The 23484-nt window shown below is 62.4% G+C and carries 23 protein-coding genes, 1 tRNA gene and 1 pseudogene; 18 read left to right on the forward strand and 7 right to left on the reverse strand.

Going from position 1 to position 23484, the window contains the following annotated elements; genetic code table 11:
• Nucleotides 1-116: 116 nt before the first annotated feature.
• Entirely contained in the window at nucleotides 117-254 is a 138-nt protein-coding gene (locus tag LJF34_RS01665; protein ID WP_231182896.1) for a hypothetical protein, read from the reverse strand.
• A gap of 2186 nt (nucleotides 255-2440) precedes the next feature.
• On the opposite strand from LJF34_RS01665, the pseudogene LJF34_RS01670 reads away from it, so the two are divergent.
• The 7 genes and pseudogenes from LJF34_RS01670 to LJF34_RS01700 all read left to right on the forward strand — a co-directional run.
• Nucleotides 2441-4249 (forward strand): annotated as a pseudogene (locus LJF34_RS01670) (type II/IV secretion system ATPase subunit); the annotation flags it as partial.
• Nucleotides 4246-6294, forward strand: coding sequence for a type II secretion system F family protein (locus LJF34_RS01675; protein WP_231182897.1), 2049 nt, complete (start codon nucleotides 4246-4248; stop codon nucleotides 6292-6294). The pseudogene LJF34_RS01670 and the gene LJF34_RS01675, both read left to right, overlap by 4 nt.
• 2 nt (nucleotides 6295-6296) lie before the next feature.
• Complete coding sequence (locus tag LJF34_RS01680; protein WP_231182898.1) at nucleotides 6297-6725, forward strand: hypothetical protein; 429 nt, start codon at nucleotides 6297-6299, stop codon at nucleotides 6723-6725.
• Nucleotides 6719-7345, forward strand: a complete 627-nt coding sequence (locus tag LJF34_RS01685; RefSeq protein WP_231182899.1) for a hypothetical protein — start codon at nucleotides 6719-6721, stop codon at nucleotides 7343-7345. Before LJF34_RS01680 ends, LJF34_RS01685 begins: the two co-directional genes overlap by 7 nt.
• On the forward strand, nucleotides 7339-8274 hold the full coding sequence (locus LJF34_RS01690; RefSeq protein ID WP_231182900.1) for a hypothetical protein: 936 nt from the start codon (nucleotides 7339-7341) through the stop codon (nucleotides 8272-8274). The genes LJF34_RS01685 and LJF34_RS01690 overlap by 7 nt, the downstream gene beginning before the upstream one ends.
• Nucleotides 8271-8741: a hypothetical protein gene (locus tag LJF34_RS01695; RefSeq protein WP_231182901.1), complete on the forward strand. Its 471-nt coding sequence runs from the start codon at nucleotides 8271-8273 to the stop codon at nucleotides 8739-8741. Before LJF34_RS01690 ends, LJF34_RS01695 begins: the two co-directional genes overlap by 4 nt.
• Nucleotides 8738-9490 carry a hypothetical protein gene (locus tag LJF34_RS01700; RefSeq protein WP_231182902.1) on the forward strand — a complete coding sequence of 251 codons (753 nt, stop codon included), beginning with the start codon at nucleotides 8738-8740 and terminating at the stop codon, nucleotides 9488-9490. The genes LJF34_RS01695 and LJF34_RS01700 overlap by 4 nt, the downstream gene beginning before the upstream one ends.
• 2 nt (nucleotides 9491-9492) lie before the next feature.
• Here LJF34_RS01700 and LJF34_RS01705 read toward each other — a convergent pair whose 3' ends face one another.
• On the reverse strand, nucleotides 9493-11070 hold the full coding sequence (locus tag LJF34_RS01705) for a hypothetical protein (RefSeq protein WP_231182903.1): 1578 nt from the start codon (nucleotides 11068-11070) through the stop codon (nucleotides 9493-9495).
• A 143-nt stretch (nucleotides 11071-11213) separates the two neighbouring features.
• Here LJF34_RS01705 and LJF34_RS01710 point away from each other — a divergent pair, with 143 nt between their 5' ends.
• Nucleotides 11214-11585: a hypothetical protein gene (locus LJF34_RS01710; RefSeq protein ID WP_231182904.1), complete on the forward strand. Its 372-nt coding sequence runs from the start codon at nucleotides 11214-11216 to the stop codon at nucleotides 11583-11585.
• 71 nt (nucleotides 11586-11656) lie between these two features.
• Here LJF34_RS01710 and LJF34_RS01715 read toward each other — a convergent pair whose 3' ends face one another.
• Nucleotides 11657-12115, reverse strand: a complete 459-nt coding sequence (locus tag LJF34_RS01715) for a hypothetical protein (RefSeq protein WP_231182905.1) — start codon at nucleotides 12113-12115, stop codon at nucleotides 11657-11659.
• Nucleotides 12116-12246: 131 nt separating this feature from the next.
• Between LJF34_RS01715 and LJF34_RS01720 the strand changes: the two genes are divergently transcribed.
• Complete coding sequence (locus LJF34_RS01720; protein ID WP_231182906.1) at nucleotides 12247-12852, forward strand: EMC3/TMCO1 family protein; 606 nt, start codon at nucleotides 12247-12249, stop codon at nucleotides 12850-12852.
• A 71-nt stretch (nucleotides 12853-12923) separates the two neighbouring features.
• Here LJF34_RS01720 and LJF34_RS01725 read toward each other — a convergent pair whose 3' ends face one another.
• Complete coding sequence (locus tag LJF34_RS01725) at nucleotides 12924-13967, reverse strand: NAD(P)-dependent alcohol dehydrogenase (protein ID WP_231182907.1); 1044 nt, start codon at nucleotides 13965-13967, stop codon at nucleotides 12924-12926.
• Between the two features lie 130 nt (nucleotides 13968-14097).
• Here LJF34_RS01725 and LJF34_RS01730 point away from each other — a divergent pair, with 130 nt between their 5' ends.
• Together LJF34_RS01730 and LJF34_RS01735 are read left to right on the forward strand one after the other, a co-directional pair.
• Nucleotides 14098-15180, forward strand: a complete 1083-nt coding sequence (locus LJF34_RS01730; protein WP_231182908.1) for an amidohydrolase family protein — start codon at nucleotides 14098-14100, stop codon at nucleotides 15178-15180.
• A gap of 2 nt (nucleotides 15181-15182) precedes the next feature.
• Nucleotides 15183-16088 carry an iron-sulfur cluster assembly protein gene (locus LJF34_RS01735; protein WP_231182909.1) on the forward strand — a complete coding sequence of 302 codons (906 nt, stop codon included), beginning with the start codon at nucleotides 15183-15185 and terminating at the stop codon, nucleotides 16086-16088.
• Here the strand turns inward: LJF34_RS01735 and LJF34_RS01740 are convergent.
• The gene (locus LJF34_RS01740; protein ID WP_231182910.1) at nucleotides 16074-16499 is read right to left on the reverse strand and encodes a methylated-DNA--[protein]-cysteine S-methyltransferase; all 426 of its coding nucleotides are present in this window, start codon (nucleotides 16497-16499) and stop codon (nucleotides 16074-16076) included. The two genes, LJF34_RS01735 and LJF34_RS01740, sit on opposite strands and share 15 nt — an antisense overlap.
• A 127-nt stretch (nucleotides 16500-16626) precedes the next feature.
• The gene (locus LJF34_RS01745; RefSeq protein ID WP_231182911.1) at nucleotides 16627-17637 is read right to left on the reverse strand and encodes an SMP-30/gluconolactonase/LRE family protein; all 1011 of its coding nucleotides are present in this window, start codon (nucleotides 17635-17637) and stop codon (nucleotides 16627-16629) included.
• Nucleotides 17638-17918: 281 nt separating this feature from the next.
• Between LJF34_RS01745 and LJF34_RS01750 the strand changes: the two genes are divergently transcribed.
• The 3 genes from LJF34_RS01750 (at nucleotide 17919) to LJF34_RS01760 (ending at nucleotide 19922) form a co-directional block, all read left to right on the forward strand.
• Nucleotides 17919-18803: a glycoside hydrolase family 16 protein gene (locus LJF34_RS01750; RefSeq protein ID WP_231182912.1), complete on the forward strand. Its 885-nt coding sequence runs from the start codon at nucleotides 17919-17921 to the stop codon at nucleotides 18801-18803.
• Between the two features lie 553 nt (nucleotides 18804-19356).
• On the forward strand, nucleotides 19357-19617 hold the full coding sequence (locus tag LJF34_RS01755; RefSeq protein WP_231182913.1) for a hypothetical protein: 261 nt from the start codon (nucleotides 19357-19359) through the stop codon (nucleotides 19615-19617).
• 86 nt (nucleotides 19618-19703) lie between these two features.
• Nucleotides 19704-19922: a hypothetical protein gene (locus LJF34_RS01760; RefSeq protein WP_231182914.1), complete on the forward strand. Its 219-nt coding sequence runs from the start codon at nucleotides 19704-19706 to the stop codon at nucleotides 19920-19922.
• A 325-nt stretch (nucleotides 19923-20247) separates the two neighbouring features.
• Here LJF34_RS01760 and LJF34_RS01765 read toward each other — a convergent pair.
• Nucleotides 20248-20319, reverse strand: a tRNA-Ala gene (locus LJF34_RS01765).
• A gap of 669 nt (nucleotides 20320-20988) precedes the next feature.
• Here LJF34_RS01765 and LJF34_RS01770 point away from each other — a divergent pair.
• From LJF34_RS01770 to LJF34_RS01785, 4 genes are read left to right on the forward strand one after another with little or no spacing between them, the layout of a single operon-like run.
• On the forward strand, nucleotides 20989-21453 hold the full coding sequence (locus LJF34_RS01770; RefSeq protein WP_231185024.1) for a 30S ribosomal protein S15: 465 nt from the start codon (nucleotides 20989-20991) through the stop codon (nucleotides 21451-21453).
• Nucleotides 21454-22617 (forward strand): DHH family phosphoesterase, encoded by a 1164-nt coding sequence (locus LJF34_RS01775; RefSeq protein ID WP_231182915.1) that lies wholly within the window; start codon nucleotides 21454-21456, stop codon nucleotides 22615-22617.
• Nucleotides 22614-22853 (forward strand): KEOPS complex subunit Pcc1, encoded by a 240-nt coding sequence (locus LJF34_RS01780; protein ID WP_231182916.1) that lies wholly within the window; start codon nucleotides 22614-22616, stop codon nucleotides 22851-22853. The genes LJF34_RS01775 and LJF34_RS01780 overlap by 4 nt, the downstream gene beginning before the upstream one ends.
• Nucleotides 22846-23481 carry a 30S ribosomal protein S3ae gene (locus LJF34_RS01785; RefSeq protein ID WP_231182917.1) on the forward strand — a complete coding sequence of 212 codons (636 nt, stop codon included), beginning with the start codon at nucleotides 22846-22848 and terminating at the stop codon, nucleotides 23479-23481. The genes LJF34_RS01780 and LJF34_RS01785 overlap by 8 nt, the downstream gene beginning before the upstream one ends.
• Nucleotides 23482-23484: the final 3 nt, after the last annotated feature.

The following is a 23484-nucleotide window of genomic DNA, read 5'->3' on the forward strand; positions in this document are numbered from 1 at the left end:
GAGAAGTGACTAGGGATTCGAATCCTGGGAGCCGCAGCCCGGGAAGCGAACGGAGTGAGCGACCCGGACCGTCTCCCTTCGGTTCGAATCCCGCCACGCCCCCTCGTTCACTACGTTCACTCGCGGGAGTTCCGAAAGACGTACTGCGTCTTTCGACGTTCGTGAATCTTCGATTCACTCACTCCCGCCACGCCTTCGCTGCGCTCGCGGGAGTTCCGAGAGGCGCACGGTGTCTTTCGACGTTCGTGAATCATCGATCCACTCACTCCCGCCACGTCTTTTTCGAGTGAGGGCACATGTCGCGTTTCCGTGTGAGGCGCGCGACGCTCGTTTTCCGCCGATTACCGGTAGCGACGTGATGAAAGATTTATCATGTGTCGGAGAAAAGCAACGAATGCGGTAACTTCCGACGAAGATACCGCGAAAACAGCCTAGTCAGGCACGCCGCGTTCGCCTCGAAACGGTGACTCTCCCCGTGCCGAGGAAATGCGGTTCTCTCTCCCCCTTTCGAACGAGCTGACATGGTCGAGAGGTATCTTTCTTCTGAGATGTCGAAACCACCCGACTGGAAACCGATGGTTTCAAATGTGAAAAATAACACATGTATATTAATTTTAATAAGTCTTTTTAATGGATTAGCGTTTGGCGATAGTCAATGGCTAGTGACGAGTCCGAAACGCTCGGGAACGGGGGCCCCGACGACACCGGACCGAACGGTATCCGCCTCTCGGACGGAGTTCCACCACGTGTGGCCGTCGGGTCGTACTCGTGGGAGGAGTTCAAAGAGGAATTTTTCTACGAGGACGGGACGCCGCCGACGAACTGGCGGGGAAAACCGCGTCCGTTTCCGGCCGAGGAGTTCCTCGGCTTCGACCCCGACGGGACCGACGCTCGCGTCGAAACCGCCGCGGAAAACGCGTCGGCGCTCGGGGAATATTTCGAGTCGTTCCTCGACTACGAGGGGACGCCCGTCGCGCTCGGGAGCTACTACTGGGAGCACTTTCGCTACGAGTACTACTACGACCCCAACCGGGAGAAACCGCGCGAACTGCCGCGTGACGAGGAGGGGGACGTCATCGAGTTCGAGAAGGCCGATTGGCTCGGTTTCGCCCCCGACGAACTCCCCGAACGCCTCTTCCGCGGCGCGTTCGCCGGAGATCGCGGAAGCGACCGGTTCGAGGCGTTTCTCGACCCCGCGACCACGCCGGTCACGGTCGGCGAGTACCTGTGGGAGCACTTCCGCTACGAGTACTACTACGACCCCGACCGCGAGAAACCGCACGAAAAACCCCGTGATGAGGAGGGAGACGTCATCGAGTTCGAGAAGGCCGATTGGCTCGGATTCGAGGAGGAGGACCTGCCGGGGTTGCTCACCGAGGGTGCGGCCAAGGCCCGAACACTCCTCGAAGTCGAGGACGAGCGGACGCTCGACGTTCCCGAAGAACTGGACGAGGACGCCTTCTTTTCGACCGTCGAGGGGCACACGACGGTCGTCAACCGATACGATTTGGAGAAGGCGGTCGCGCTCCCGAAGAAGGGCCACTTCCGCGAGGTGGACCGGTACTGGGTGAACAAGCCCTATTCGTTCGTCATCATCTTCCACTCCGAGCGGGAAAACGAGACCAAATACTACCTCGTGGAACCGTATCGGACGCGAATCGAAGAGGACCTTCGGGAGTTCCTGACCGGCAAACTCAGGACCTCGATCAAGTACGCCAGCGACGAGGTGGTCGTGGAGGCCGACGAGGAAGCCCGCGAGGACGTCATCGGGCGCGAGGCGCTTCGCCTCCTGTCGCGCTACGACCTGTACATGCTCGACGACGACCAGATCGCCGACCTGCTAAGCGGGATACTTTCCGGGTACGACGGCGCGCGCGCGACGTGGACGCGGCACGCCGCCGAACTCGAAACTCGAACCGACGACGCGCTTCGAACCCTCCGCGACCGGACGGAACCGTACGTCGAAAGCCTCCGAGAAAGGAAGACGAGCGTCGCAGAGAGAGACGAGCCGAACGCCGAGGACGGTGCCGAAGACGGCGATAGCGAGTCCGGGCCCGAGGGAACCGAACGAGCGAGGCGAGTGGAAACAGAGGAGGAAACGAAGGATGCGAAAGAGGCGGACGACGCGGAAGAAGCGAAGGGAGAGGAGGGTAAGGATATCGATGATATCGAGGATGGTTCCGAGAGCGACGGCTCCGAAGACGCGGTCGAAAGCGACCGGACCGAGGGGGGAGACGAAACTCCAGCAATAGAGGAAGGGGCCGAGGTTGATGGGACGGGTGAAACCGAAGAGGCCGACGGACCTGTCGTCACGACGAAACCGGTCGAACTGTCGGATTCGGTCGACCCGTCGGCCTCGGACGAATCGGCACCTACCGTCGAACCGAGCCGAATCGAGGAGTTGCGGACGCGGTGGGAGGACCTCCTCCGCGAACACGCCGGGGATGAGAGCCTTCGCCGAGCGGTTCGAACCCGAATCGAGGGGATCATCGAGGAACACGAGGTGGACGAGACGGGCGGCGAACTCGACGGCATCATGGCCCGGCCGGAACCCGCCCTGTTGGAGGAGGACGCGGACACGCTGACGGAGTATCAGGTCGAGAAACTGCTGTACGTCCTAAAGCGGAACTTCATCGGGTACGAGCGTATCGACGGCATCAAACACGACATCAACGTGGAGGACATCTCCTGTGACGGCTACGACTCGCCGGTGTTCGTCTACCATTCGGACTACGAGCAGGTCATCACGAACGTCTTTCACGAAGTGACCGAACTGGACGATTTCGTCGTCAAACTCGCCCAACGGTCCGGCAAGGGCATCAGCAAGCGCCAACCGCAGGTCGATGCCACGCTCCCCGACGGGTCGCGTGCCCAGTTGACGCTCGGGCGCGAGGTGTCGGACCACGGGACGAACTACACCATCCGGCAGTTCAAGGACGTGCCGTTCACGCCAATCGACCTCATCAATTGGAACACCTTCTCGCTGGAGGAGATGGCGTTCCTCTGGCTCGCCATCGAGAACCACCGTTCGCTCATCTTCGCCGGGGGGACGGCGTCCGGGAAGACGACGAGCCTCAACGCCGTCTCGCTGTTCATCCCGAGCAACACGAAGATCGTCTCCATCGAGGACACGCGCGAGGTGGAACTGCCCCAGCGCAACTGGATCGCGAGCGTCACCCGCCCCTCGTTCTCGGACGACGACAAGGGCGACGTGGACGAGTTCGACCTGCTGGAGGCCCCGCTCCGCCAACGCCCCGACTACATCGTGATGGGCGAGATTCGGGGGGAAGAGGGGCGAACGCTCTTTCAGGTCATGTCCACGGGACACACGACCTACACGACGTTCCACGCCGATACCGTGGGCGAGGTGCTGAAACGGTTCACGACGGAGCCAATCAACGTCTCGAAGACGCTGTTCACCGCCCTCGATTTGGTGTCCGTCCAGACCCAGACGCGGGTGAAGGGGAGCAAGGTGCGCCGGACGAAGTCGCTGACCGAGATCAACCACTACGACACGGAGAACGATGAGATCAACGTCAAGGACGTGTTCCAGTGGCGCGCCGAAACGGACGAACACGAACCGCTCACCGGGTCGAACACGTTGGAGGAGATAAAGTTCGACCGCGGGTGGGACCAGTCCCGGTTGGACGAGGAATTCCTGAAACGGCGGACCATCCTCGCCTACCTTATCGACAACGGCCTGAACGAGTACACGCAGGTCGCGGCGACGATTCAGGCGTTCATCAACGATCCCGACACCATCCTCGCGCTGGTGGCGAACGACGCGCTCGAAGACAGCCTCGCCGACCTTCGCGAGATGGAAAGCGTCCTCATCGACATCGACCCCGAAAAGGAGGAGATGGTCCCGCGACCCGATCCGACCCGGGAAATAGCGGATCTGTCGGAGGACATCCTCGCCGAGGCGGAGGACCGACTGTTCGACGACTATCGGGACGTCTCCGTCTCGGAGAAGGGCCTCGCCGTCGCGCTGGCGGACACGGCGAAACCGACGAACGACAGGGGTACCGACGGTCCGCGAGACGGGAGCGAATCGAGCATCGAGCGGGGCTCCGGTTTCGGCCGTGAAGCCGACGTCGAACGGGAATCAGCGAGCGTTCCCGATTCGGCGCTCGACGACGATGACCCGTTCGGCGGGTTCGAGGAGGCAACGGTCACGGACGACGGGAACGACGAGGACGATGAGGACGACGAAGACGAAGGGACGACGGAATCGGAGGACGACGGATGAGTTTCGGTTCCGCGTCCGCACAGGGCGGGTCGAGCGCGGACGCGCTCGCCGACGCCTTCTATCCGCTGTACGAGCGTCTCTTCCCCGAGAACAGCGATTTCGTCGCCGACTTGGAAGGAAAACTCGCCGAGGCGCGGATGTCCGAGACGGCGGAACTGTACCTCTCGCGAGGCCTCGCGATCGGAACGCTCGCCGGACTCGTCCTGTGGTTGGTCGGTCTGTTTCTCGGGTATCTCCTCCTGCGGTCCGGCGTCGTCGGAACGGGCGTTTGGCTCGGAATGCCCGTCTCGGGAACCGTCGCCGACGTGCTGAACGCGCTCAAGGTTCCCGCGCTGGTCCTCGGAACCGGCGTCGTCCTCGGCGCGGTCGGATTTTTGGCCGGTTTCGGAACGGTACTCGTCATCCCGTACAGCCGTGCCGGGGAGCGAAAGCGGGAGATAAACATGCTCCTGCCGGACGCCGTCTCGTTCATGTACGCCCTCTCCATCGGCGGGCTGAATCAACTGGAGATACTGGAGGCGATGGCGAAGGCGGACGACACCTACGGCGAGGTGTCACGCGAGTTCCAGAGCGTCGTGCAGGAAACCGACTACTTCGACATCGACTACCGAAACGCCATCAGAAAGCGGGCGCTCGAAACGCCGAGCGACGAGTTGGCTCAGTTTTTCACCGACATGCTCTCGATAATCAACAGCGGCGGGAACATGACCCGGTTTCTGGACGACAAGAAGGACAAACACATGCGGACGGCCAAACAGGAACAGGAGTTGACGCTCGAAACTCTCGAACTGTTCGGCGAGATGTACATGACGCTCTCGCTGTTTCCCCTGCTCCTCATCATCATTCTCGTCATCATGAGCATGCTCGGAAAGGCACAGGAGATTCTGCTCTACGGGACGGTGTACGCCCTGATTCCGCTCATCGGCGTCGGCTTCCTCGTCCTCGTCTCGACCGTGAAACAGGACGAAGTGGGTGACGGCTACCTCGACTCCGGTGAGGGGACGAACCGCCTCGAAACCGTCTCCGGGTCCGGCCTCCTCCACCTCGGACTCGTCGAGGAGTTCGTCGGCGAGTTTTCCGTCTTCGACCGGATCAAAAGTCGAGAGGGAACCCACACCACCCTCGAACTGCTGAAACGACCGCACGTCTTCTTCCGCGACAACCCGCTGTACGTCCTCGGCATCACGGTTCCGACATCGGTGGTCCTCGTCGCCAGCGCGGTGTGGACGGGGGCCGTGGCGTCGTCGTTCGACGGTCTCCGGGCGAACCCCACGTGGACGACGTTCGTCTACGTCTACATACCGCTGTACGTGAACGGATTTCCGCTCGCCGTCTTCCGCGAATGGAACGTCCGCTCGCGGCACAAGGTGATTCGGAAGCTCTCGGACGACCTCCGAAAACTGTCCAGCGCGAACGACACGGGCCTGACGCTGCTCGAATCCGTGAAGACCGTCGCCGAGACGTCTTCGGGAACGCTCGCCGACGAGTTCGATCGGATGCACGCCAAGGTCCAGTACGGGATGAACATGAAGGCGGCGCTCATCGAGTTCAACAACCGGTATCACATCCCCCGACTCGCCCGGACGGTGAAGCTCATCAGCAAAGCACAGGAAGCGTCGAGCCAGATTACGGCCGTTCTGACCACGGCGGCACAGACCAGCGAGAATCAGGACGACATCGCGCGGGAGCGCCGGTCCCGCGCCCGGATGCAGGTCGTCATCATCATGATGACGTACCTCACGCTCCTCGCCGTGATGGCGATTCTGAAGACGCAGTTCCTCGACGTGATGGCGAACCTCTCGGCGAGCGCGGGCGGAAGCGGAGGTGCCGGCGGAGCGGCGGGTGTGGGTTCGTCCGGTCCGAGTTTCGGCGGCGGCGTCGATACCGAGACGCTCTCGATGCTCTTTTTCCACGCCGTGACGATTCAGGCCATCCTCTCGGGGTTCATCAGCGGGTACATCCGTGACGCGGACCTCCTGTCGGGCGTCAAGTTCGCCGTCGTGCTGGCGACGACGGCGCTCGGCGTGTGGATGGTGGTGGGCTGACCATGGGCGACAGAGGCCAGACGCTGAACGACTACGTGCTCGGTATCAGCGTGTTCCTGCTGACGGTGGCGTTCGTCGTCGCGTTTCTGCCGAGCATCTTCACCCCGTTCAACGCGCCGATAGACGATTCGACCGCCGCTCGCGCGAGCCGCGGTGCGACGTTCATTATCGACGACCTCTCCGTCGAGGGACGAGCGAACGTGTTGGACCAAAGCCGAACCACGACGTTTTTCGAGCAGAACGAGACGGAACTCCGTCGGGTGCTCGGCTTCCCGCGGACGACTGACGTCAACGTCACGCTCGTCGATGCGGAAACCGGAATCGTCAATCGATCCGCAGGTGACGCGCCGGGCGACGATCCGACCGCAGCGACGGATCGCATCGTTCGAATCGGATCGAACACCTACCAACTGACGGTGAGAGTATGGTAGACGACAGGGGGCAGGCGTACACGCTGGAGGGGTTCGTCGGCGCGCTCGTCGTGCTGACCGCCCTGCTGTTCGTCTTCCAGTCCATCGTGCTGACGCCGACGACGGCGGGGACGGTCGACCAGGACGTGAAAGCACAACTCCGCGTCCAAGCGAACGACGCGCTCAGGACCGTCGATAGCGACGGAACGCTGGAAAATCTCACCCGGTACTGGAACGCGAGCGGCGGGTTCGCCTACGCGAACGAAAGCGAAGTGGGATACGGCTCGGAACCGCCCTGCGCGCCCGCCCGTTCCCCGGACGAGGTGTGTGACTCGCTCGGCGAGACCCTCCACGACGCGTTCACGGTTCGCGGCTACACGTACAACCTCTACGTGAGCTATCAACTTCCGGACGACCCGACGGAAGTCGCCACGGAGCGCGTCGTCTACCGCGGCGTGCCGTCGGCCAACGCGGTGACGGCGAGACACACCGTCGTCCTGTACGACGACCAGCGGTTGACCGCCCCGGACGACGGCGGGAACGCGACGCTCGAATCGCTCGGGTCGAACGGGTTCTACGCGTCCGATGCCGACGAGGGCGTCGTCTACAACGTCGTGGAGGTGCGGTTGGTCGTATGGTAGACGGAAGCGAACGCCGTCGCCTGCGCGGCGACGACCGAGGACAACTCATCCTCGTCGGCGCGGTGGTCATCGCAATCGCGCTCGTCGGCGTCGTCGTCGTCCTCAACAGCGTCCTCTACACGGAGAACGTCGCCAACCGGGAACCGATTTCGTCGACGCGCGACGCGCGGGATGCACACACCCTCGTACGGGAGGACATCGGGTCGCTCGTTCGACGGGTCGATTACGAGGAGCGGTACGATTCGCCGAACGCGGTCCGAACAGCGGTCAACGCGAGCGTCGCGGAGTACGGGACGCTCATCGGACTCCGACTCTCCCGGCGCGCGCCCGCCTCGTTGAACCTCACCGTCGTCGACGAAACGGTCGGAACGGGTATCGAACAGGACTCCGGCGGGAACTTCACGAACGCGACCGATGCGAGCAACTGGACCGTCGCGCGGAACGCGGACGTTCGACGGTTCGTCGCGACGGTGAACCGGTCGTCGCTTTCGACCGACGCCAACGCTTCTTTCGCGGTGACGACCACCGACGGGTCCGCGAACTGGACGCTCTCGCTCTCCCGGAACGGGAGCGACGTCGTCGTGCGAACGAGCGGGTCCTCGAGTCCGACGGCGAGTTGTAATGTCACCGCGGACCGACTTCGAATCGACTTCCGCAACGGCACCGTATCGGGCTGTTCGTTCACGTTCGCGGACGGCGTCGGCGACGGCTACGACGTGACGTATCGGAACGGCGCGAACGCGAGCGGAAACTACTCCATCCTCCTCAACGGAACCGACGCGACGATTCCGTCGGAGTCAGTGTGGACCGACTCCGACGCGTCGCCGTACCGAACGTACGTCGTCTACGACGTCTCGGTTCGGTTGACATACGCGACGCCGGAACTGACCTACCGAACGCTCCTTCGAACCGTCCTCTACGAACCATGACTCCCACGCGATTCGCGGCCGACGACAGAGCGGTTTCGACCACCGTCACGTACGTCTTGACGATGGCGATTACGGCGGTGCTCCTCGGCGGACTCATCACTGCCGCCGGGGGACTCGTGGAGAACCAGCGAACGCAGGCGGTACGGAACGAGCTCGGCGTCGTCGGCGAGCGAATGGCGGGCGAGTTGACGAGCGTTGACTCCCTTGTGCGGGTCGGGGAGAACCCCACGGTTCGACTGCGCGCGACGCACCGACGACAGGTCGCGGGCAGATACTACTCGGTCGAACTCGTGACCGACGGGCCGCCGTGTCCCGGTCAACAGTGTCTCGTCCTCTCCACCGACGACGTGACGGTGACGGTCCCGTTCGCCACGGAAACGCCGGTTCGTCGGGGGAACGTGTCCGGCGGCACCGTCGTCATCGAATACGACACCGCGAACGGAACGCTCGGGGTGACGGACCCGTGACGTTCGACGAGCGCGGGGTGAGCGAGGTGCTCGGCTTCGTCTTCATCTTCGCCATCATCGTGGCGTCCGTCGGTCTCCTCTACGTCAGCGGCGTCGGGTCGTTGACCGACGCCCGCAACGCGGAGCAGTCGCGCAACGCCCAACGGGCGTTTTCGGCGCTGGCGACGACGTTCGACGACCTCCAGCGTGGTCGCGCTCCCGCCCGCGCCGGAGAGGTTCGCCTGTCCGGTGGAACGCTGTCGGTGGAACGGGGAACGGAACTCCAAGTCATCGTTGACCAGACGAGTCCGTCCGCGGTCGAGTTCGATCGGACGTTGTCACACGGCGCGCTCGTTTACTCCCACGACGGTACCGTCGTAGAGTATGAGGCGGGGGCCGTCTTCGGTCGAAGCGACGGCGGAAGCCTCACCATTCGCCCGCCGGCGTTCGCCTGCGGACCCGACCGGGCGTTCGTCTCCTCGGTTTCGGTTGAACAGGGAGGTGGCTCCTCCGTGGTCAGCACGCAGGGGTCGGTCCTCCTCGTCGGGCGAACCGCATCGACGGAACTCGTCTTTCCGACGGACGGGACCCCGCAGGACGGGGTACGGGCCACGACGGTCAGGTTGAACGTCGAGTCGTCCCCCAACGGTGCCGCGTGGCGTCGTTACTTCGAAGCCAACGGGTGGTCGAAAAACGGGACGTGGTACGAGTGTCACACCCGGCGGGCGGTCGTTCGCGAGACGACCGTCGTGTTCGCCATCCGGACCTGACCTCACGATGCCCGTTCTATCGTGACCTGATTCATCGTCACGTGGACGCGGAAGTCCTCCGGTTCCCCGACGCTTCCCTCCTCGTGAATCGAGATGAGGACCACCGCGTCGTTGTAGTCGGGGTCGCCGCTGCCGCATTTCCCCGTCCCGATGTCGTCGGTGGTCGCGTCGGCACAGGAGAGTTCGTACACCAGCACGAACTCGTTCGGGTCGAGGTCGAGGTAGCCGGTGTCGTTGATTCGGTCGCCGAGCATCTGGGACATGTTCCGCTGTTCGGGATTCGCGGAGCCGTACCCCGGAACCTCCATCCCGTCGGCGAGGAGTACGACGTTCCCCTCGTTCGTACCCGATCCGTCGGCCTCGACGACGATGTTGGTCATCAGCGACCCTTCGTAGTCGGTCCGGTAGGATTCCCAGACGTAATCGTACTGCTCTCCACCGGATTCGTACTGATTGAGTCGTTTCGTCGACGATGACTCCCAATCGACCGAGCCGATTCCGTACGCGGTTCCCTCCACGCTGATGACGTCGCCCGCGGTCACGTTTTCGGAGAAGTGATAGCCCTCGTCGTGGGTCGGGTCGTTGATGTCGTGTCTGATGACGTCCGTCGACCCGACGCCGTCGCCCCACGGTTCGTAGGTGTCCCCGCCGATGTTGATGCGCATGTTGATGGGGGCGTTTCGTTTCGTCCCGTGAACCTCCCACTCGTCGGTCGTGTCGTTGTAAACCCAGTCCAGATCGGTTCCCGAAGAGATCTCCGTCCCCAACACATCCACGCTGACGGAGGCGTTCCGTTGGGCACTGACGCTGTTGTCGTCGCTCCGGGTCGTCGAACCGCTCAAGATGACTGTCAACGACGCGGTTTCGTTGCCGTCGTCCACCGTTACGGTCCCACCGTCGACGTGCGTTCTGAAGAAGTCCGCCCACGCCCGGTAGTAGTCGCTTTCGACGGTGAGCGTCGCGTTGTCCGGCGGGGAGCACCGCGGCGCGTCGAACGCCTCGCGGAACTCCTCGCTGTCGGCGCGGGAGGCCGTGACGTTTTTCGTTGCCCGGAGTCGCTCGACGGGGCCACTCGCGGACCCGGTGACGTTCACCAACTGAAAGCTGAAGGTGCCGTTTCGGTACTGCATGTCCGGCGGCGATATCATGACGCTCCCGTTGCCGGTTCGCTTCCAGACGCCGCCCGCTTGATACGCCACCACGTCGCCGTCCTCGCCGCGATACTCGATGGCACCGAATTCGATACGCTTGCGACACGCCGCGTTCGACCCGTTCACGAGCGAGATGGTCATGGCCCCGTCGTGTGTGACCTCGACGTTGCCGTCCTGGCCGCTGAAATCGAGGACGTGTTCGTTGTTCGTCCCGAACGCGACCTGACTCAATCTGGCGTCCACCTCCCGCATCGCGTGTTCCGCGTTCCGTACCTCCACCGCTCCACGAATCTCGTGGACGGCCGTCGAACCGATGAGGAGGACGCCCACGACGGAAACCGTCACCAGACCGATCATCAAAACGACACCGATGAGCGGGGATTGCCCGCGGCGGTTTTTTCGAAGAATGTCCGGTTTCCGATGTGTCATAGTTTCGATTTCCATCTCGAACCTGCATAAATCTATGCCAAAAAGTCAACAGAAACGAATGGTCGATAATCGAACCGTACCGTCGACGAACGACCGAGCACGACACAAAAAATTGATACCTTTCTCGTCCGAATTTCCGTATCGTGTTCGACTCGGAGGAGGCGTTCGTCGGCGCACTGCGGTCCCGCTTCGAGTCGTCGCTGATCGCAGTGGCCGACGGCCGACGCGAGGAGTACGACCTCCTCTTTTCACGCGAGGACGTCGAGGGGCGGTTCCGCCCCGAAGATTTCGACCGGATTCACGACGGGTCGCTCCTCCGGCGCGACGCGCGCGAGGACGCCGAAAACGTGTTCCGCGCCGGGTCGCTCGACTTCGCCATCTACACCTTCGACGAAGCCGTCGTCATCCAATTCCTCCACGGCGAAGGGTCGCTGTTCGTCGCGTTCGAGGACGGCGACGTTCCGCTGTTGCAGGCCGTCGAACTGTGTTCGGAATGGGTTCGGTCAGACGTCTGATTCGCCCGTTCGGAATACCGTTCCGCCGCGTGACCGGCCGCAGTGGGCGGATCGGAGGTCGTTCGCTCCGATCAGTTCCCCGACGCTTCCGAGACGCGACGAACCGCAACCCCGTAGAACGGTCGTTGGGCACAGTAGCCGCTCGGTGCGTCCTCGCAGACGAAAATCGTCGCGATTCGGTAGGTTCCGGGCGGAAGTCGCTTCCGCGTCGCCCACGCGATTCCTTCCCGTCTTCGGTTTTCTCCCTCGACGGTGGCGAACAGGTAGCGATGGAGGAGCGTTCGCTCCTCGAAGCAGTCGGCTTGGGTCGGACCGAAGGTCCCCTCGACCCGCCGGACGTCGAGTCGGTCGTTCACGTCCGGGGTCGGGTCGTCCTCGGGCGTGATGTCACAGGTGTACAACAACCGCGGCGGCCCCTCGGATTCGGTCCGCGTCGCCGTCGCGTTCGCTGCCCCGAAGGCCGCGAACGTCCCCGTCGCGGCCATTCGGCGAAGCAGTTCGCGTCTCGTTTGGGTCGTGTTCGGTGTCATGGGTGGCATCCCCGACTCGCGCCGCTTACCATCGGGACGCGATTAGTTGTTCTGCTCCGTCACACCGAGGAACTGTAAGAACGAAATGAATCGAGAATAACGTTTATGTTCGGCGAACAGGTACGTCGATTATGGTCCTCGAAAACGGTTGGACGGTGTACGACAAATTGGCTGGCGCGCTTGCGCTCGTCCTCATGACCGGTTACTACCTCACACCGGTTCAGAGCGCGGTCGTGGCGACGCTGGACGTCGTTCTCAGCCCGCTCGCCACGCTCGTTCCCGTCTCGGTGTTCCTGTTCGGGTTGGCCGGTGCGACCGGACTGTACTCGACGACGCTTCAACTCCTCCTGCAGGACTCCGACGCGATGGAGCGATTACAGGAACGGATGAAAACCCTGCAGAGGGAACTGCAATCGCCGCCGGACGACGATGCGGACGCCCTCGGAGACGACCAACGCGAACTGATGCGGTCGTGGATGACGATGCTGAAACTGCAGTTCCGCCCGATGGTGTGGAGCATGCTGCTCACGATACCGGTGTTCCTGTGGATTCGCTGGGCGATGATGAATCCCGCGGCGGCGACGATTCCGGTCGCGCTCTCGCTCCCCGTCGTCGGGCACGTTGCACTGACCGCCACCCTCGTCGGCCCGGTGAAAGTCTGGCTCGTCTGGTACCTCGGCGGGTCGATTTCGTTCACTTTCGTCTCGCGGCGCGTGCTCTCGCGCGTCCTCGCGTGAACGCGAAAAACGGAAGACAAAAAGAACGAAAACCCAAATCGGAACTCCTCCACCCCAACCCGGCGACTCGTCTACGTCGGCATGATGACCGCACGGCCCTCGATTTCGCCGTGTTCCAGCTTTTCCGCGACGGAGTTGATGTCGTCGAGGTCGTACCTCGTCGTGTGAAGCGTCACGTCGCCGCGCTCGACGAGTTTCACGAGTTCCTGTAGTTCCGTGTAGCGGCCCACCAGCGTTCCGCGGTAGGCGAACTCGCCGTCCACGAGCGACTGGGAGGGTTCGTGAACGTGGCCGCCGTAGCCGACGATGTGGTGGTCGCCGCCGGGCGCGACGATGTCAGGGGCGTAGCCCGTCGTCTCGTCCGCGCCCACGAAGTCGATGACCTGTTCGGCACCCGCCCCGTCCGTGATATCCGTTATCGTGTCCGGGACGTCCTCCGAATTCGGGTCCACCGTGTGGTGTGCGCCGAGGCCGTCGGCCAAGTCGCGGGCGTCCGCCTTCACGTCGAGGGCGGTGATTTCGGCGGCGCTCATCGCGTCCAGACATTGCAGGCCGATGTGGCCCAATCCGCCGACGCCGATGACGACGGCGTGGTCGCCGGGGTTGAGTTCGCGGGCGGCCTTCTTGACCGCGTGGTAAGCCGTGATTCCGGCGTCGGCGTGCGGTGCGATGTCCACGGGGTCCACCCCGTCGGGGAGAGGAATGACCGCACGCTCGTTGGTGAGCAGGTATTCGGCGAACCCGCCGTCGGTCGTCAGGCCGGGAAACTGGACGTTCTCGCAGTACATGTCCTCGCCGAGGCGACACTGGCGACACTGCCCGCAGGTCATCACCGGATGGCAGATGACCGTGTCGCCCTCCTCGACGGTTCGGACCTCGCTCCCGACTTCGACCACCTCCCCGGCGTTCTCGTGGCCGAGCGTCATCGGGAGTTCCTGTTCCACGTAGTCCGTCCACATTCCCTCGATGACGTGGTTGTCCGTCTGGCACCACCCCGCGCCCCGAACCTTCACGACGACGTGATTCGACCGACTCGCCTCCGGCCGGTCCACGTCGTCGATTTGCAGGGCGTCTTCCATATCCTCCGTGTACTCGTGCAGGCGTGCGGCTTCCATGGCGCGTAGAATAACCGCCGAATTACGCATAAACATTCGTGTACTACCCAGCTCGGATATGATTTCCGCACCACATATAACACGATTGTAAGTGAAGGTTATGTGCTAGTAGCCCGTTACCTTGGGCGGTATGTACCGTGGAACCGGAGACGGTCGATGGGAGGACGAGGAGGACCTGTTCGTCATCGACTCACACATTCACTTCTGGGACGCGAGCGAGGAGAACATCATTCACGAGGGCGGCGAGCAGTTCATCCGCTGTTTTTACGACTACCACACCGGGTTCACGCCGGCGGAACGGGAGTGGACGTTGGAGGAGTATCGCAAGTATTCACAGGAGCGCATGATAGAGGACCTGTTCGGCAACGGTGCCGTGGACATGGGTATCTTCCAGCCGACGCACTTGGAGGAGTTCTACGACGAGGGCTTCAACACGGTGGATACGAACGCCGACTTCGCGGCCGACCACGAGGATCGCTTCATCGTCAACGGTCGCTTCGACCCGCGCGAAGGCGAGGAGGGATTGGAGGAACTCGAACGCCAGAAGGAGGAGTTCGACATCCAAGGCGTGAAACTCTACACCGCCGAGTGGCTCGACGACTCGAAGGGGTGGCGACTCGACAGCGAGGAGGCGTTCGAGTATCTGGAGAAGTGTGTCGAACTGGGCATCGAGAACATCCACCCGCACAAGGGTCCGACGATTCGGCCGCTGAACAAGGACGCCTTCGACGTGAAGGACGTGGACGACGCCGCCACGTCGTTCCCGGACCTGAACTTCGTCGTGGAACACGTCGGTCTCCCGCGATTGGACGACTTCTGTTGGCTGGCCGCGCAGGAACCCAACGTCTACGGCGGCCTCGCGGTGGCCGCGCCGATGGCGCAGAACCGCCCGCGAAAGTTCGGGGAGATAATGGGCGAACTCCTCTACTGGCTCGGCGAGGACCGCCTGCTGTTCGGGAGCGACTACGCGCTGTGGAACCCCGACTGGCTGGTCGAAACGGTCATGAACGCCGAACTGACCGAGGTACAGAAAGATGAGTACGGCGTCGAGTTGACGCCGGAAGTCATGCGCAAAATCATGGGTGAGAACGCCGCCCGGTTGTACGACATCGACATCGAGGAGAAAAAGCGGCAGTTCCGCGAGGACGCCATCACCGAACAGTTCGGATTGGAAACGCACTACGAAACGACGGACTCCACGACGGCCGACTGACCATGTCGACGGACACTCCGAACGCGAACGAACCGGAGACGAGCGATTCGGAAACGCATGCGTCGAAATCGAACGAGTCGAGAACGGACGAGTCGAAAACGGACGACCCGGACGGAAACGGCGAGGGGATTCCGACCCGAGCGGCCGTCCGGTCGGCGCTCGACGCCGTGACCGACCCCGAACTCGACCGGTCCATCGTGGAACTCGACTACATCGACGACATCGAAATCGAGAGCGGCGAACGCGACGAGTCCGACGACCCCGAAAAACCCGGCGCGCACGTCGGAGTGACGTTCACGCTCCCGACGGCGTGGTGCTCGCCGGCCTTCGCGTGGATGATGGCCCTCGACGGACGGGAGGCCGTCGAAGCGATTTCGGGCGTCGCCCGCTGTGAGATGTACCTGAACGACCACATGCACGCACAGGAAGTCACGGGAGGCGTCAACGGCGGGCGGGACTTCGACGAGACGTTTCCCGACGCCGACGGGGGACTCGAGGCGACCCGCGCGACACTCGATTCGAAGGCTCGACTCGCACGGCAGTACGTCGCCGTCGAGGCGCTGCTGGCCGCGAGCGTGACCCACGAGCAGATAGCGGTACTGTCCCGCGAGGACGTGAATTTCCTTCCCGGCGGGGAGTACGCCACCGTCGGCGTTCGGGACGGCGCGCTCGCCGTCGTGGTGGACGCCGACCCGCTGGTTCGGTATCTCGAAAAGGGAACGCAAGTGGGCTGTTTCGCCGACGGCGACGGACGCCTCTTTCGAACGCCGGAGGGGGACCCCATCGACCCGGACCGGGCCGAACTCGTCCACCGCCGGGCGCGACTCGCACGGGTGAACATGGACGGACAGGGCGGCGTCTGCGATGCCCTTCACGAGGCACGTCGTTCCGAATCAGCGCGTCGGTAGCCGTGTCTGTCGAGATCGTTCACATACCTCGGCTTCGAGGTCCAGCAAGCGTCGCTTCGTCGCGACTCCGTCGGCCGCCGAATACCCCTTCAGCGACCCGTCGCTCCCCACGACTCGATGACACGGAACCACCAACGGGACCGGATTTCGACCGCACGCTTGCCCGATGGCAATGGGTGTCGTGTCGAGGGCCGTGGCAAGTTCGCCGTACGTCCGCGTTTCCCCGTACGGTATGTCGGCCATCGCGTTCATCACCGTCCCTGTCATCCCGTCGGGGACGGTCACGTGCAGGTCGAAGTCCACGCGGTCGCCCGATTCGTACTCTCGTATCTGGTTCCGGATTTCCCCGCTCGATTCAGAAACGAGCGACTCGTCGATGTCGATGGTCGTTTCGAAGATGTCTGCGTTCATATTGGTGCTCCTGCCGGTGTCCGAACTCCTTCGTGATTCCCTATGCCGGTGGAGGATATGACTCCTGGGCGCGGACCGAAACTGATCCCGGTCGAATATGCGACTTCGACGCGCTCGTCGCGTGTGATTAGATGGTGATTCGAGACCGGAATTCGGGGACTCCCGTTACACCGGTCTCGACTCGAAACAGCGCACCCGCTGCGGGCCCGTTCGCTTCCTTGTCTTCTCCGCCACCGGAGGTCACGTAGGCGTCCGCGTACTCCTCCCCGCCGAACGTTATACTGGTCGTCTTCTTCGCGGGCAAGTCGATTTTCCTCTCTTGGGTTCCATCCGGCGAAAAACGGTAGAGGCCTCCACCGTTGTAGCGAGCGGACCAGATGTGTCCCTCCGAATCGACGGTCAGTCCATCGGGAACTCCGTCCCCTTCTGGGGTCCGTACGAACGTCGTTTGGTTGGATATCTCGCCCGTTTCCACCTCGTAATCGAACAGATAGATCTTCCGCTCGTTCGATTCGGTCACGTACATCCGTTCTCGGTCGGGAGTGAACCCCATGCCGTTCGGAATATCCATCCCGTCCAGCACCTCGACGATACTCCCATCGGTGTCGAGTCGATACAGACTGCCGAGATGGTCCTCCGTCGGCATGGTCCCACAGAACACGCGTCCTTTCGGATCCGCGATTACGTCGTTAAATCGGGAGTCCCCTTCTCCACAGATTCCGTCGACGACGGTGGTGAGACAGCCGTCCTTCCATCGTTTCACTTTCCCCTGTTCCATGAAGAGCAGGAGGGACCCGTCTTCCTGAATCGTGTAGCCGCCGACGACGTCTCCGTCGTAAAACTGCTCGTGCTCCCCGGTGTTCGGATCGTAGCGGAACATCCGACCGGTCGGAATGTCGCCCCAGTACACCCGCCGTTCCGTCGAATGCCAGAGCGGCCCCTCGCCCGTCACACAGTCGTAGTTGGCGATGACCTCGTACTCCTCCGATTCGTCTTCTTTCGCGCTCGACATCTCCGACGTACTACCGCCGCTGACGCCTCCCGTCGCAGCCATGCCCATGAACGCACCCGTTCCTTCGATCACTCGCCGTCGGGAAATCGTCCCCGAACACAGGTCGGTTATCGTTTTTTTAGCCATAACTTCTCACGTGTTATTATTCTAATAATGAATAATAGTTTTTGAAGATAAATATTATTTACAGCGTGGAGGAATTATCGGGGCGACACGAATCGACCGTCAGTTCGGTACCATTCGTGAGGCGATTCGATACGTATGGGTTATCTCACAGATAATTACTACCACTAGAAAAAATAATTAAGTTATGGTAATTCATGGTATTAACTGGAATCGGAGGTCGTTGACCACCCAGCTCGGTTTTGCGATTGGGCGAGCAGCGGCACCCGATGGAGAGGCAATCAATGAGTTCAGACGATTCAAGCGAACCGACAGGCGAGGAACAGACCAGTAACCGATTCGACCGCCGAACGTTCCTGAGCACCGCGGCGGTCTCGCTCAGCGGCGGCGCGGTCGCCACCAGCACTGCGAGTGCCGCCTCGGGGCAGGTCCACACCGAGGCGTTCGACGGAAACGAATGGACGCTTCGCTGGCGCGACGAGTTCAACGCTGGATACATCGACACCGGCATCTGGAACTTCGAAACCGGCAACAACAACGGTTGGGGGAACAACGAACTCCAGTACTATCGGAGCAACAACGCGTGGACCGAGAACGACCACCTCGTCATCGAGGCCCGCGAGGAGCAGTACGGAGGGTATGATTACACCTCCGCGCGGATGACGACCCAAGGAAAGTACAACAAGCAGTACGGTCGAGTGGACGTGCGCGCCAAACTTCCCTACGGACAGGGCATCTGGCCCGCCATCTGGATGCTCGGGTCCAACATCGGCTCCGTCGGGTGGCCCGACTGCGGCGAAATCGACATCATGGAGCTCATCGGCTCCGACCCCGACACCGTTCACGGAACCATTCACGGTCCCGACTCCGGCGGAGCGGGCGTCGGCGGGTCCTACAGCCAGAGCAACTGGTTCTCGGACGCCTATCACACGTTCACGCTGACGTGGTACCCGGACGCCATCAAGTTCTTCGTGGACGGCCAGCAGTTCTTCGTGACCACGCTGTACGACGCACAGAACGCGGGCCGCGAGTGGGTGTTCGACGACGGGCCGTTCTTCTTCCTGCTCAACGTCGCCGTCGGCGGGAACTGGCCGGGCGCGCCCGACGCCAGCACGCAGTTCCCACAGCGGATGGAAGTGGATTACATCCGCGTGTACGACTGGGTCTGAGACGAGTGTGCGAAAAAACGGGCGGACGGTCGAACTCTCTTTTTGACGGGCGGTGACGTCGAGGTGTGTTGGACGAAACGATGACTACCAACTGGCCGTTTCGACGATTGCGACCGTCGACGAGTTGGTTCGCTCGCCTCGTCGTCCGCTTCATCACTCACTCGTGAGTGTTCTGTCCGCGCAATTCGAACATGGCTCCCGGACTCACCGGACAGCCGCACGGTTGACACGCGTGACTGCCCGGCCCGTGCGTCGTGACCAGCAACACAGTCTCGCCACAGGCGGGACAGTTGGGGAACGTTTCTCGTGTCGAACCGTCGTCCGGCGAGTTCTCGGGGAGCATGACTTTCCGATGGATACGGAGACCAGCACGGACCGATTGCACTGTTGGGGCTCTCCACAGGGTGGGCAGTCCGTGAGTTGTCTCCGTGGCAGCAACATTGTACGCTATTGACTTATAATTTGGCAGTTCAAACTGCCATTTTGATACTCTAAAATGTCAGAAGAGTGACGAACCAAATCGAGTAAGTATTCCCTCGTGGTGCTACTGCCAATGACACGGCGAAAACGGGGACGCTGGATGAACACGGCGACGGACCCCGTTTTAGAGTTCTTGGACGACCACGACATCGCCGTCCCAATCGGCGTCCTCGACAACGAACTTCAACCGGGCTATCGAACGATAAAACGAGCGTTGGAGGAGCTAGAAGAACGGGAGTTCATCGAGCGCGACGAGAACTATTCGTCTCATTTTCGGATCACCGAGCGAGGCCGGGAGTATCTGATAGGGGAAATAGATGCGAGCGAAAGATAATATCTGCCCACTATTCAGAAGACCTATCAATTGAATGTCTGATTAAGGATACCTTCTCGACAAAGTTCGCGCCCTACAGTCGATCCATGTTCTTCGAACGCTTCGAACTCCTTCCGCTGGATCTCCTCGCGTGCCTTCGATACTGGAACGAACTGACGAACAGGAGAAAACTCGCCACGACGGCGTGGCCGGACCCCATGTACGTCGCACCCGTGGCGAAGGTCAGTCCGGCGACAAAAAGCGCCATCAGCGCACAGGACAGGGAGATTCGATGCGGTTGTTCGAACAGTTCCGCGCGGAGATAGTGACGAGGAGAGCGCGAGCGACTCATTGACAGCTAATTTGTTGTCGAACCGTATTGTTGTTGGCACTCGGAACGGGACGACGCATGAAATCTTGCTCGTCCATTCCTCAGTGTGTTCGTCATGGACTCGCCGGGAGTCCCGCGAGCGAACGAAGTGAGCGAGGGGGACTACGGCGAGTCCATTGACTGACGCGAGTGAAACGAGCGGAAGGAAATGGACTCGCCGGGATTTGAACAACGCCAAGACGTTCCTGCTCGCTTCGCTCCGCGGGCGTGCGTCTTGTCTAATTAAAATCCCGCTCGTCCATTCCTCACTGCGTTCGTCATGGACTCGCCGGGATTTGAACCCGGGGCCTCTCCCATGCCAAGGGAGTGATCTACCACTGATCTACGAGCCCTCGTCTGCACTCGCTTCTTCCGTGTGACCATTGATAAACCTCTCGAATTTCGTGCCGCCGCGCGGTGGTGTGACACACTGCTCTCGATGAAATGGATTTTCTCGGTCGGGAGGACGATGGCTCCGGGGACTCGTACACGCCGCTGCTCGCTACGAAGTGATGTTGGTGTTGCCGTGACTGCAACTACAGACGTCAATGAAACCGCACCGCCACGGCACCGCGACAGCCACACCCTCCCCAACCGACTCCCTCCCCCGCTTCGCTCCTCCGGTCGTCCCTCGCGCTTGCCAGCAGCCCTCGGATGTGAAATCCTCGGATTGCTGGCGCACGCGCCCACGGCGGTTGGTCGGTATCGCGCGCCGCTGACTTTCGAGGTGGCGTGTGGTAAGGTGCGGTCGCTGTCGGGTGGGCCTTTCGAGGTCTTCTTCGTAGCTGCTGCAGTCGTAACCCGGAATCCGCACTGTACTCGTCGTCTCGAACGCGGTACTCGAATGGAAACCCTTTAAGCCACGAAAACAGAACGCGTCTGTAGGGAACGGCACAGCCGCAAATCCGACTCGTCGTGAGATTTCACGGCTCTGGGATTGCGGACGTGCAACGTGACTCATGTCACGACTGGCGGAACCCACCGCCAGCGTCAGCGGCTCGTGCAGTTCCTATCCTCAAACAATGGCACGAATGCACACCCGACGCCGCGGGTCGTCCGGTTCGGACCGACCAGTGGCAGACGAACCACCGGAGTGGAGCGACGTAGATGCCGACGACGTGGAAGACCGCGTCGTCGAACTCGCGGAACAAGGCTACAACCCGAGCGAAATCGGGGGCAAGCTCCGCGACGAGGGCGTGACCGGCACGCCCGTCCCGAACGTGAAGCTTGCAACGGGCAAGAAAGTAACCGAAATCCTCGAGGAGAACGACGTGGCGAACGAGCTGCCGGAAGACCTCGAGAACCTGATGGTCCGCGCCGTGCGCCTGCGTGAGCACGTCGACGAGAACCCACAGGACAAGCAGAACAAGCGCGCGCTGCAGAACACCGAGTCGAAGGTTCGCCGTCTGGTCAACTACTACCGCGGCGACAAACTCGACGAGGACTTCACGTACACCTACGACAACGCGAAAGAACTCTTCGAATAGATGTCCACGTCCGGTCGAACCGCTTCCGAGGACGCCCGTTCCGCGAGCGACATCGCCGCGACGCTCCGCGACGCCGACTTCGTTCGGCTCGTCGCGCGGGCCGACGGCGACGCGCTCGCATCGAGCGGTCTCCTCGCTCGTGCATGCGCGACCGTCGGGATTCCGTTTCAAGTGAGTGTAACCACCTTGCCCGCCCGACGAGTCGATTCACGTGACGACGAACTCGTCGTCACGGTCGGCGCGAGCGGTGGTGGCGTCTCGCTCCCCGATCGCCCGACGAGCATCGTCGCGTTCGACGTCGCGACCGAACTCGGCGGCAAATCCGACCCGGTGCTGGCGCTTGCCGGTGCCGTTGCGGCGGGGTGTTCGCCGGGAGCGGACGGGACGGCGCGACTGCTCGAAGCGGCGGACGACCGATTGACGCGACGCCCCGGCGTTTCGACGCCGACCGAAGACCTCGCCGACGGACTGGCCCATTCGACGCTTTTCCACGCCGGATTCTCCGGGACGGTGGAATCGGTTCAGGCCGAACTCGCGGAACTCGGCCTGCCGGTCGAACTCGACGACGACGCCCATCGACGGGTCGCTTCGCTCGTCGCGCTCTCGGTCGCCGGACCGGGGAACGCGACGCCGCGAGCGGCCGAAACGGTCGAGCGGGCGCTTCGGCCGTACGAGCTTTCGGACGGTCCGTTTGCGACGGTCGGCGGTTACGCCGACGTTCTCGATGCGGTCTCCCGCGAGCAACCGGGAACCGGCATCGCGCTCGCACTGGGTCACGACGCCCGTGCGCCCGCGCTCGATGCGTGGCGCACGCACGCTGAGACGGCCCACGCGACGCTTCGGGAGGCGACGACGGGACGCTACGACGGCCTGTTCGTCGCCCGAACCGACGACGTTCCGGTCGCGACGGCGGCGCGGCTCCTCGGCGATTTCAGGTCGCCGGAACCGGTCACGCTGGTCGTCACCGACGACGAAGCGGCCGCGGTCGCCATCGGTGACCGCGGGACGGGTGACTCCGACGTGGACGCCCCCGACATCGGGGACGCCATGGAACGAGCGGGGTCGCGACTCGGCGGCGACGGAACCGGAACCGAACGGCGGGGCTACGCACGGTTCGACGCGGACGCGAAGGAGTTCCTTTCGGCGTTCCGGGAGGCACTATGAGACGAGCGACGATTCGAACGGAGTTGGCGGACGCGGAGCGTATCGCGGCGGCAGTCGTGCCCGACAACACGCCCGAAATCGACACGAGCGTGGAGGACGGCGCGATTGTGACGCACATCGAACGCGAAACGACCGGCGGACTCCGGACGACCATCGACGATTACGTCGTGAACCTCTCGGTGGCAACGAAGGTAGTACAGACGGCAAACCAACACACAAACACGAACTATGAGTGAACGATCAGTCTCGAAGAAGTCACAGGAAAAGCGGTGGTACACCGTCCTCGCTCCCGAGCAGTTCGACCGAGAGGAGCTTGGAACGACCCCCGCAGACGAACCGGACAAGGTGCTCGGACGCACCATCGAAACAACGCTCGGCGAACTGACGAACAACGCCAGCGAGAACAACACGAAGTTGGCCTTCAAGATCAACGACGTGGGTAGCGACGCGGCGTACACGGAGTTCGTTCGACACGAACTCACCCGCGACTACCTCCGCAGCCTCGTCCGCCGCGGTGCCTCGAAGGTCGAGGCGTACGTCACGGTGCTGACCTCGGACGACTACCGCGTCCAGATTCAGCCCGTCGCCTTCACGACGAAGAAGGCGGACCACAGCCAGGAGAAGGCCATCCGCCGCACGATGATCGACATCGTGCAGGAGTCCGCGAAGGACCACACCTTCCAGGACCTCATCGACGGCGTCGTCGAAGGTCGCCTCTCCAGCGCGATTTACGGCGAGGCCAAGACGATTTACCCGCTTCGCCGCGTCGAAATCCAGAAAGCGACGCTGGAAGCCCACCCCGACGAGGTCGCCGAGGAAGAGGAGACCTCCGTGGACGTGGACGAGGAAGAAGCCGAAGTCTAACGA

It is taken from the genome of Haladaptatus sp. DYF46, from assembly GCF_021083305.1.
Classification (GTDB): domain Archaea; phylum Halobacteriota; class Halobacteria; order Halobacteriales; family Haladaptataceae; genus Haladaptatus.

Bases quoted from the DNA above. Each gene is read 5' to 3' on its own strand.
- LJF34_RS01675 (WP_231182897.1), top strand. From the start codon at position 4,246: ATGAGTTTCGGTTCCGCGTCCGCACAGGGCGGGTCGAGCGCGGACGCG.
- LJF34_RS01690 (WP_231182900.1), top strand. From the start codon at position 7,339: ATGGTAGACGGAAGCGAACGCCGTCGCCTGCGCGGCGACGACCGAGGA.
- LJF34_RS01755 (WP_231182913.1), top strand. From the start codon at position 19,357: ATGACACGGCGAAAACGGGGACGCTGGATGAACACGGCGACGGACCCC.
- LJF34_RS01695 (WP_231182901.1), top strand. From the start codon at position 8,271: ATGACTCCCACGCGATTCGCGGCCGACGACAGAGCGGTTTCGACCACC.
- LJF34_RS01725 (WP_231182907.1), bottom strand. From the start codon at position 13,967: ATGGAAGCCGCACGCCTGCACGAGTACACGGAGGATATGGAAGACGCC.
- LJF34_RS01735 (WP_231182909.1), top strand. From the start codon at position 15,183: ATGTCGACGGACACTCCGAACGCGAACGAACCGGAGACGAGCGATTCG.
- LJF34_RS01730 (WP_231182908.1), top strand. From the start codon at position 14,098: ATGTACCGTGGAACCGGAGACGGTCGATGGGAGGACGAGGAGGACCTG.
- LJF34_RS01775 (WP_231182915.1), top strand. From the start codon at position 21,454: ATGTCCACGTCCGGTCGAACCGCTTCCGAGGACGCCCGTTCCGCGAGC.
- LJF34_RS01720 (WP_231182906.1), top strand. From the start codon at position 12,247: ATGGTCCTCGAAAACGGTTGGACGGTGTACGACAAATTGGCTGGCGCG.
- LJF34_RS01770 (WP_231185024.1), top strand. From the start codon at position 20,989: ATGGCACGAATGCACACCCGACGCCGCGGGTCGTCCGGTTCGGACCGA.
- LJF34_RS01740 (WP_231182910.1), bottom strand. From the start codon at position 16,499: ATGAACGCAGACATCTTCGAAACGACCATCGACATCGACGAGTCGCTC.
- LJF34_RS01780 (WP_231182916.1), top strand. From the start codon at position 22,614: ATGAGACGAGCGACGATTCGAACGGAGTTGGCGGACGCGGAGCGTATC.
- LJF34_RS01760 (WP_231182914.1), top strand. From the start codon at position 19,704: ATGTTCTTCGAACGCTTCGAACTCCTTCCGCTGGATCTCCTCGCGTGC.
- LJF34_RS01680 (WP_231182898.1), top strand. From the start codon at position 6,297: ATGGGCGACAGAGGCCAGACGCTGAACGACTACGTGCTCGGTATCAGC.
- LJF34_RS01715 (WP_231182905.1), bottom strand. From the start codon at position 12,115: ATGACACCGAACACGACCCAAACGAGACGCGAACTGCTTCGCCGAATG.
- LJF34_RS01785 (WP_231182917.1), top strand. From the start codon at position 22,846: ATGAGTGAACGATCAGTCTCGAAGAAGTCACAGGAAAAGCGGTGGTAC.
- LJF34_RS01705 (WP_231182903.1), bottom strand. From the start codon at position 11,070: ATGACACATCGGAAACCGGACATTCTTCGAAAAAACCGCCGCGGGCAA.
- LJF34_RS01685 (WP_231182899.1), top strand. From the start codon at position 6,719: ATGGTAGACGACAGGGGGCAGGCGTACACGCTGGAGGGGTTCGTCGGC.
- LJF34_RS01745 (WP_231182911.1), bottom strand. From the start codon at position 17,637: ATGGCTAAAAAAACGATAACCGACCTGTGTTCGGGGACGATTTCCCGA.
- LJF34_RS01750 (WP_231182912.1), top strand. From the start codon at position 17,919: ATGAGTTCAGACGATTCAAGCGAACCGACAGGCGAGGAACAGACCAGT.
- LJF34_RS01665 (WP_231182896.1), bottom strand. From the start codon at position 254: ATGATTCACGAACGTCGAAAGACACCGTGCGCCTCTCGGAACTCCCGC.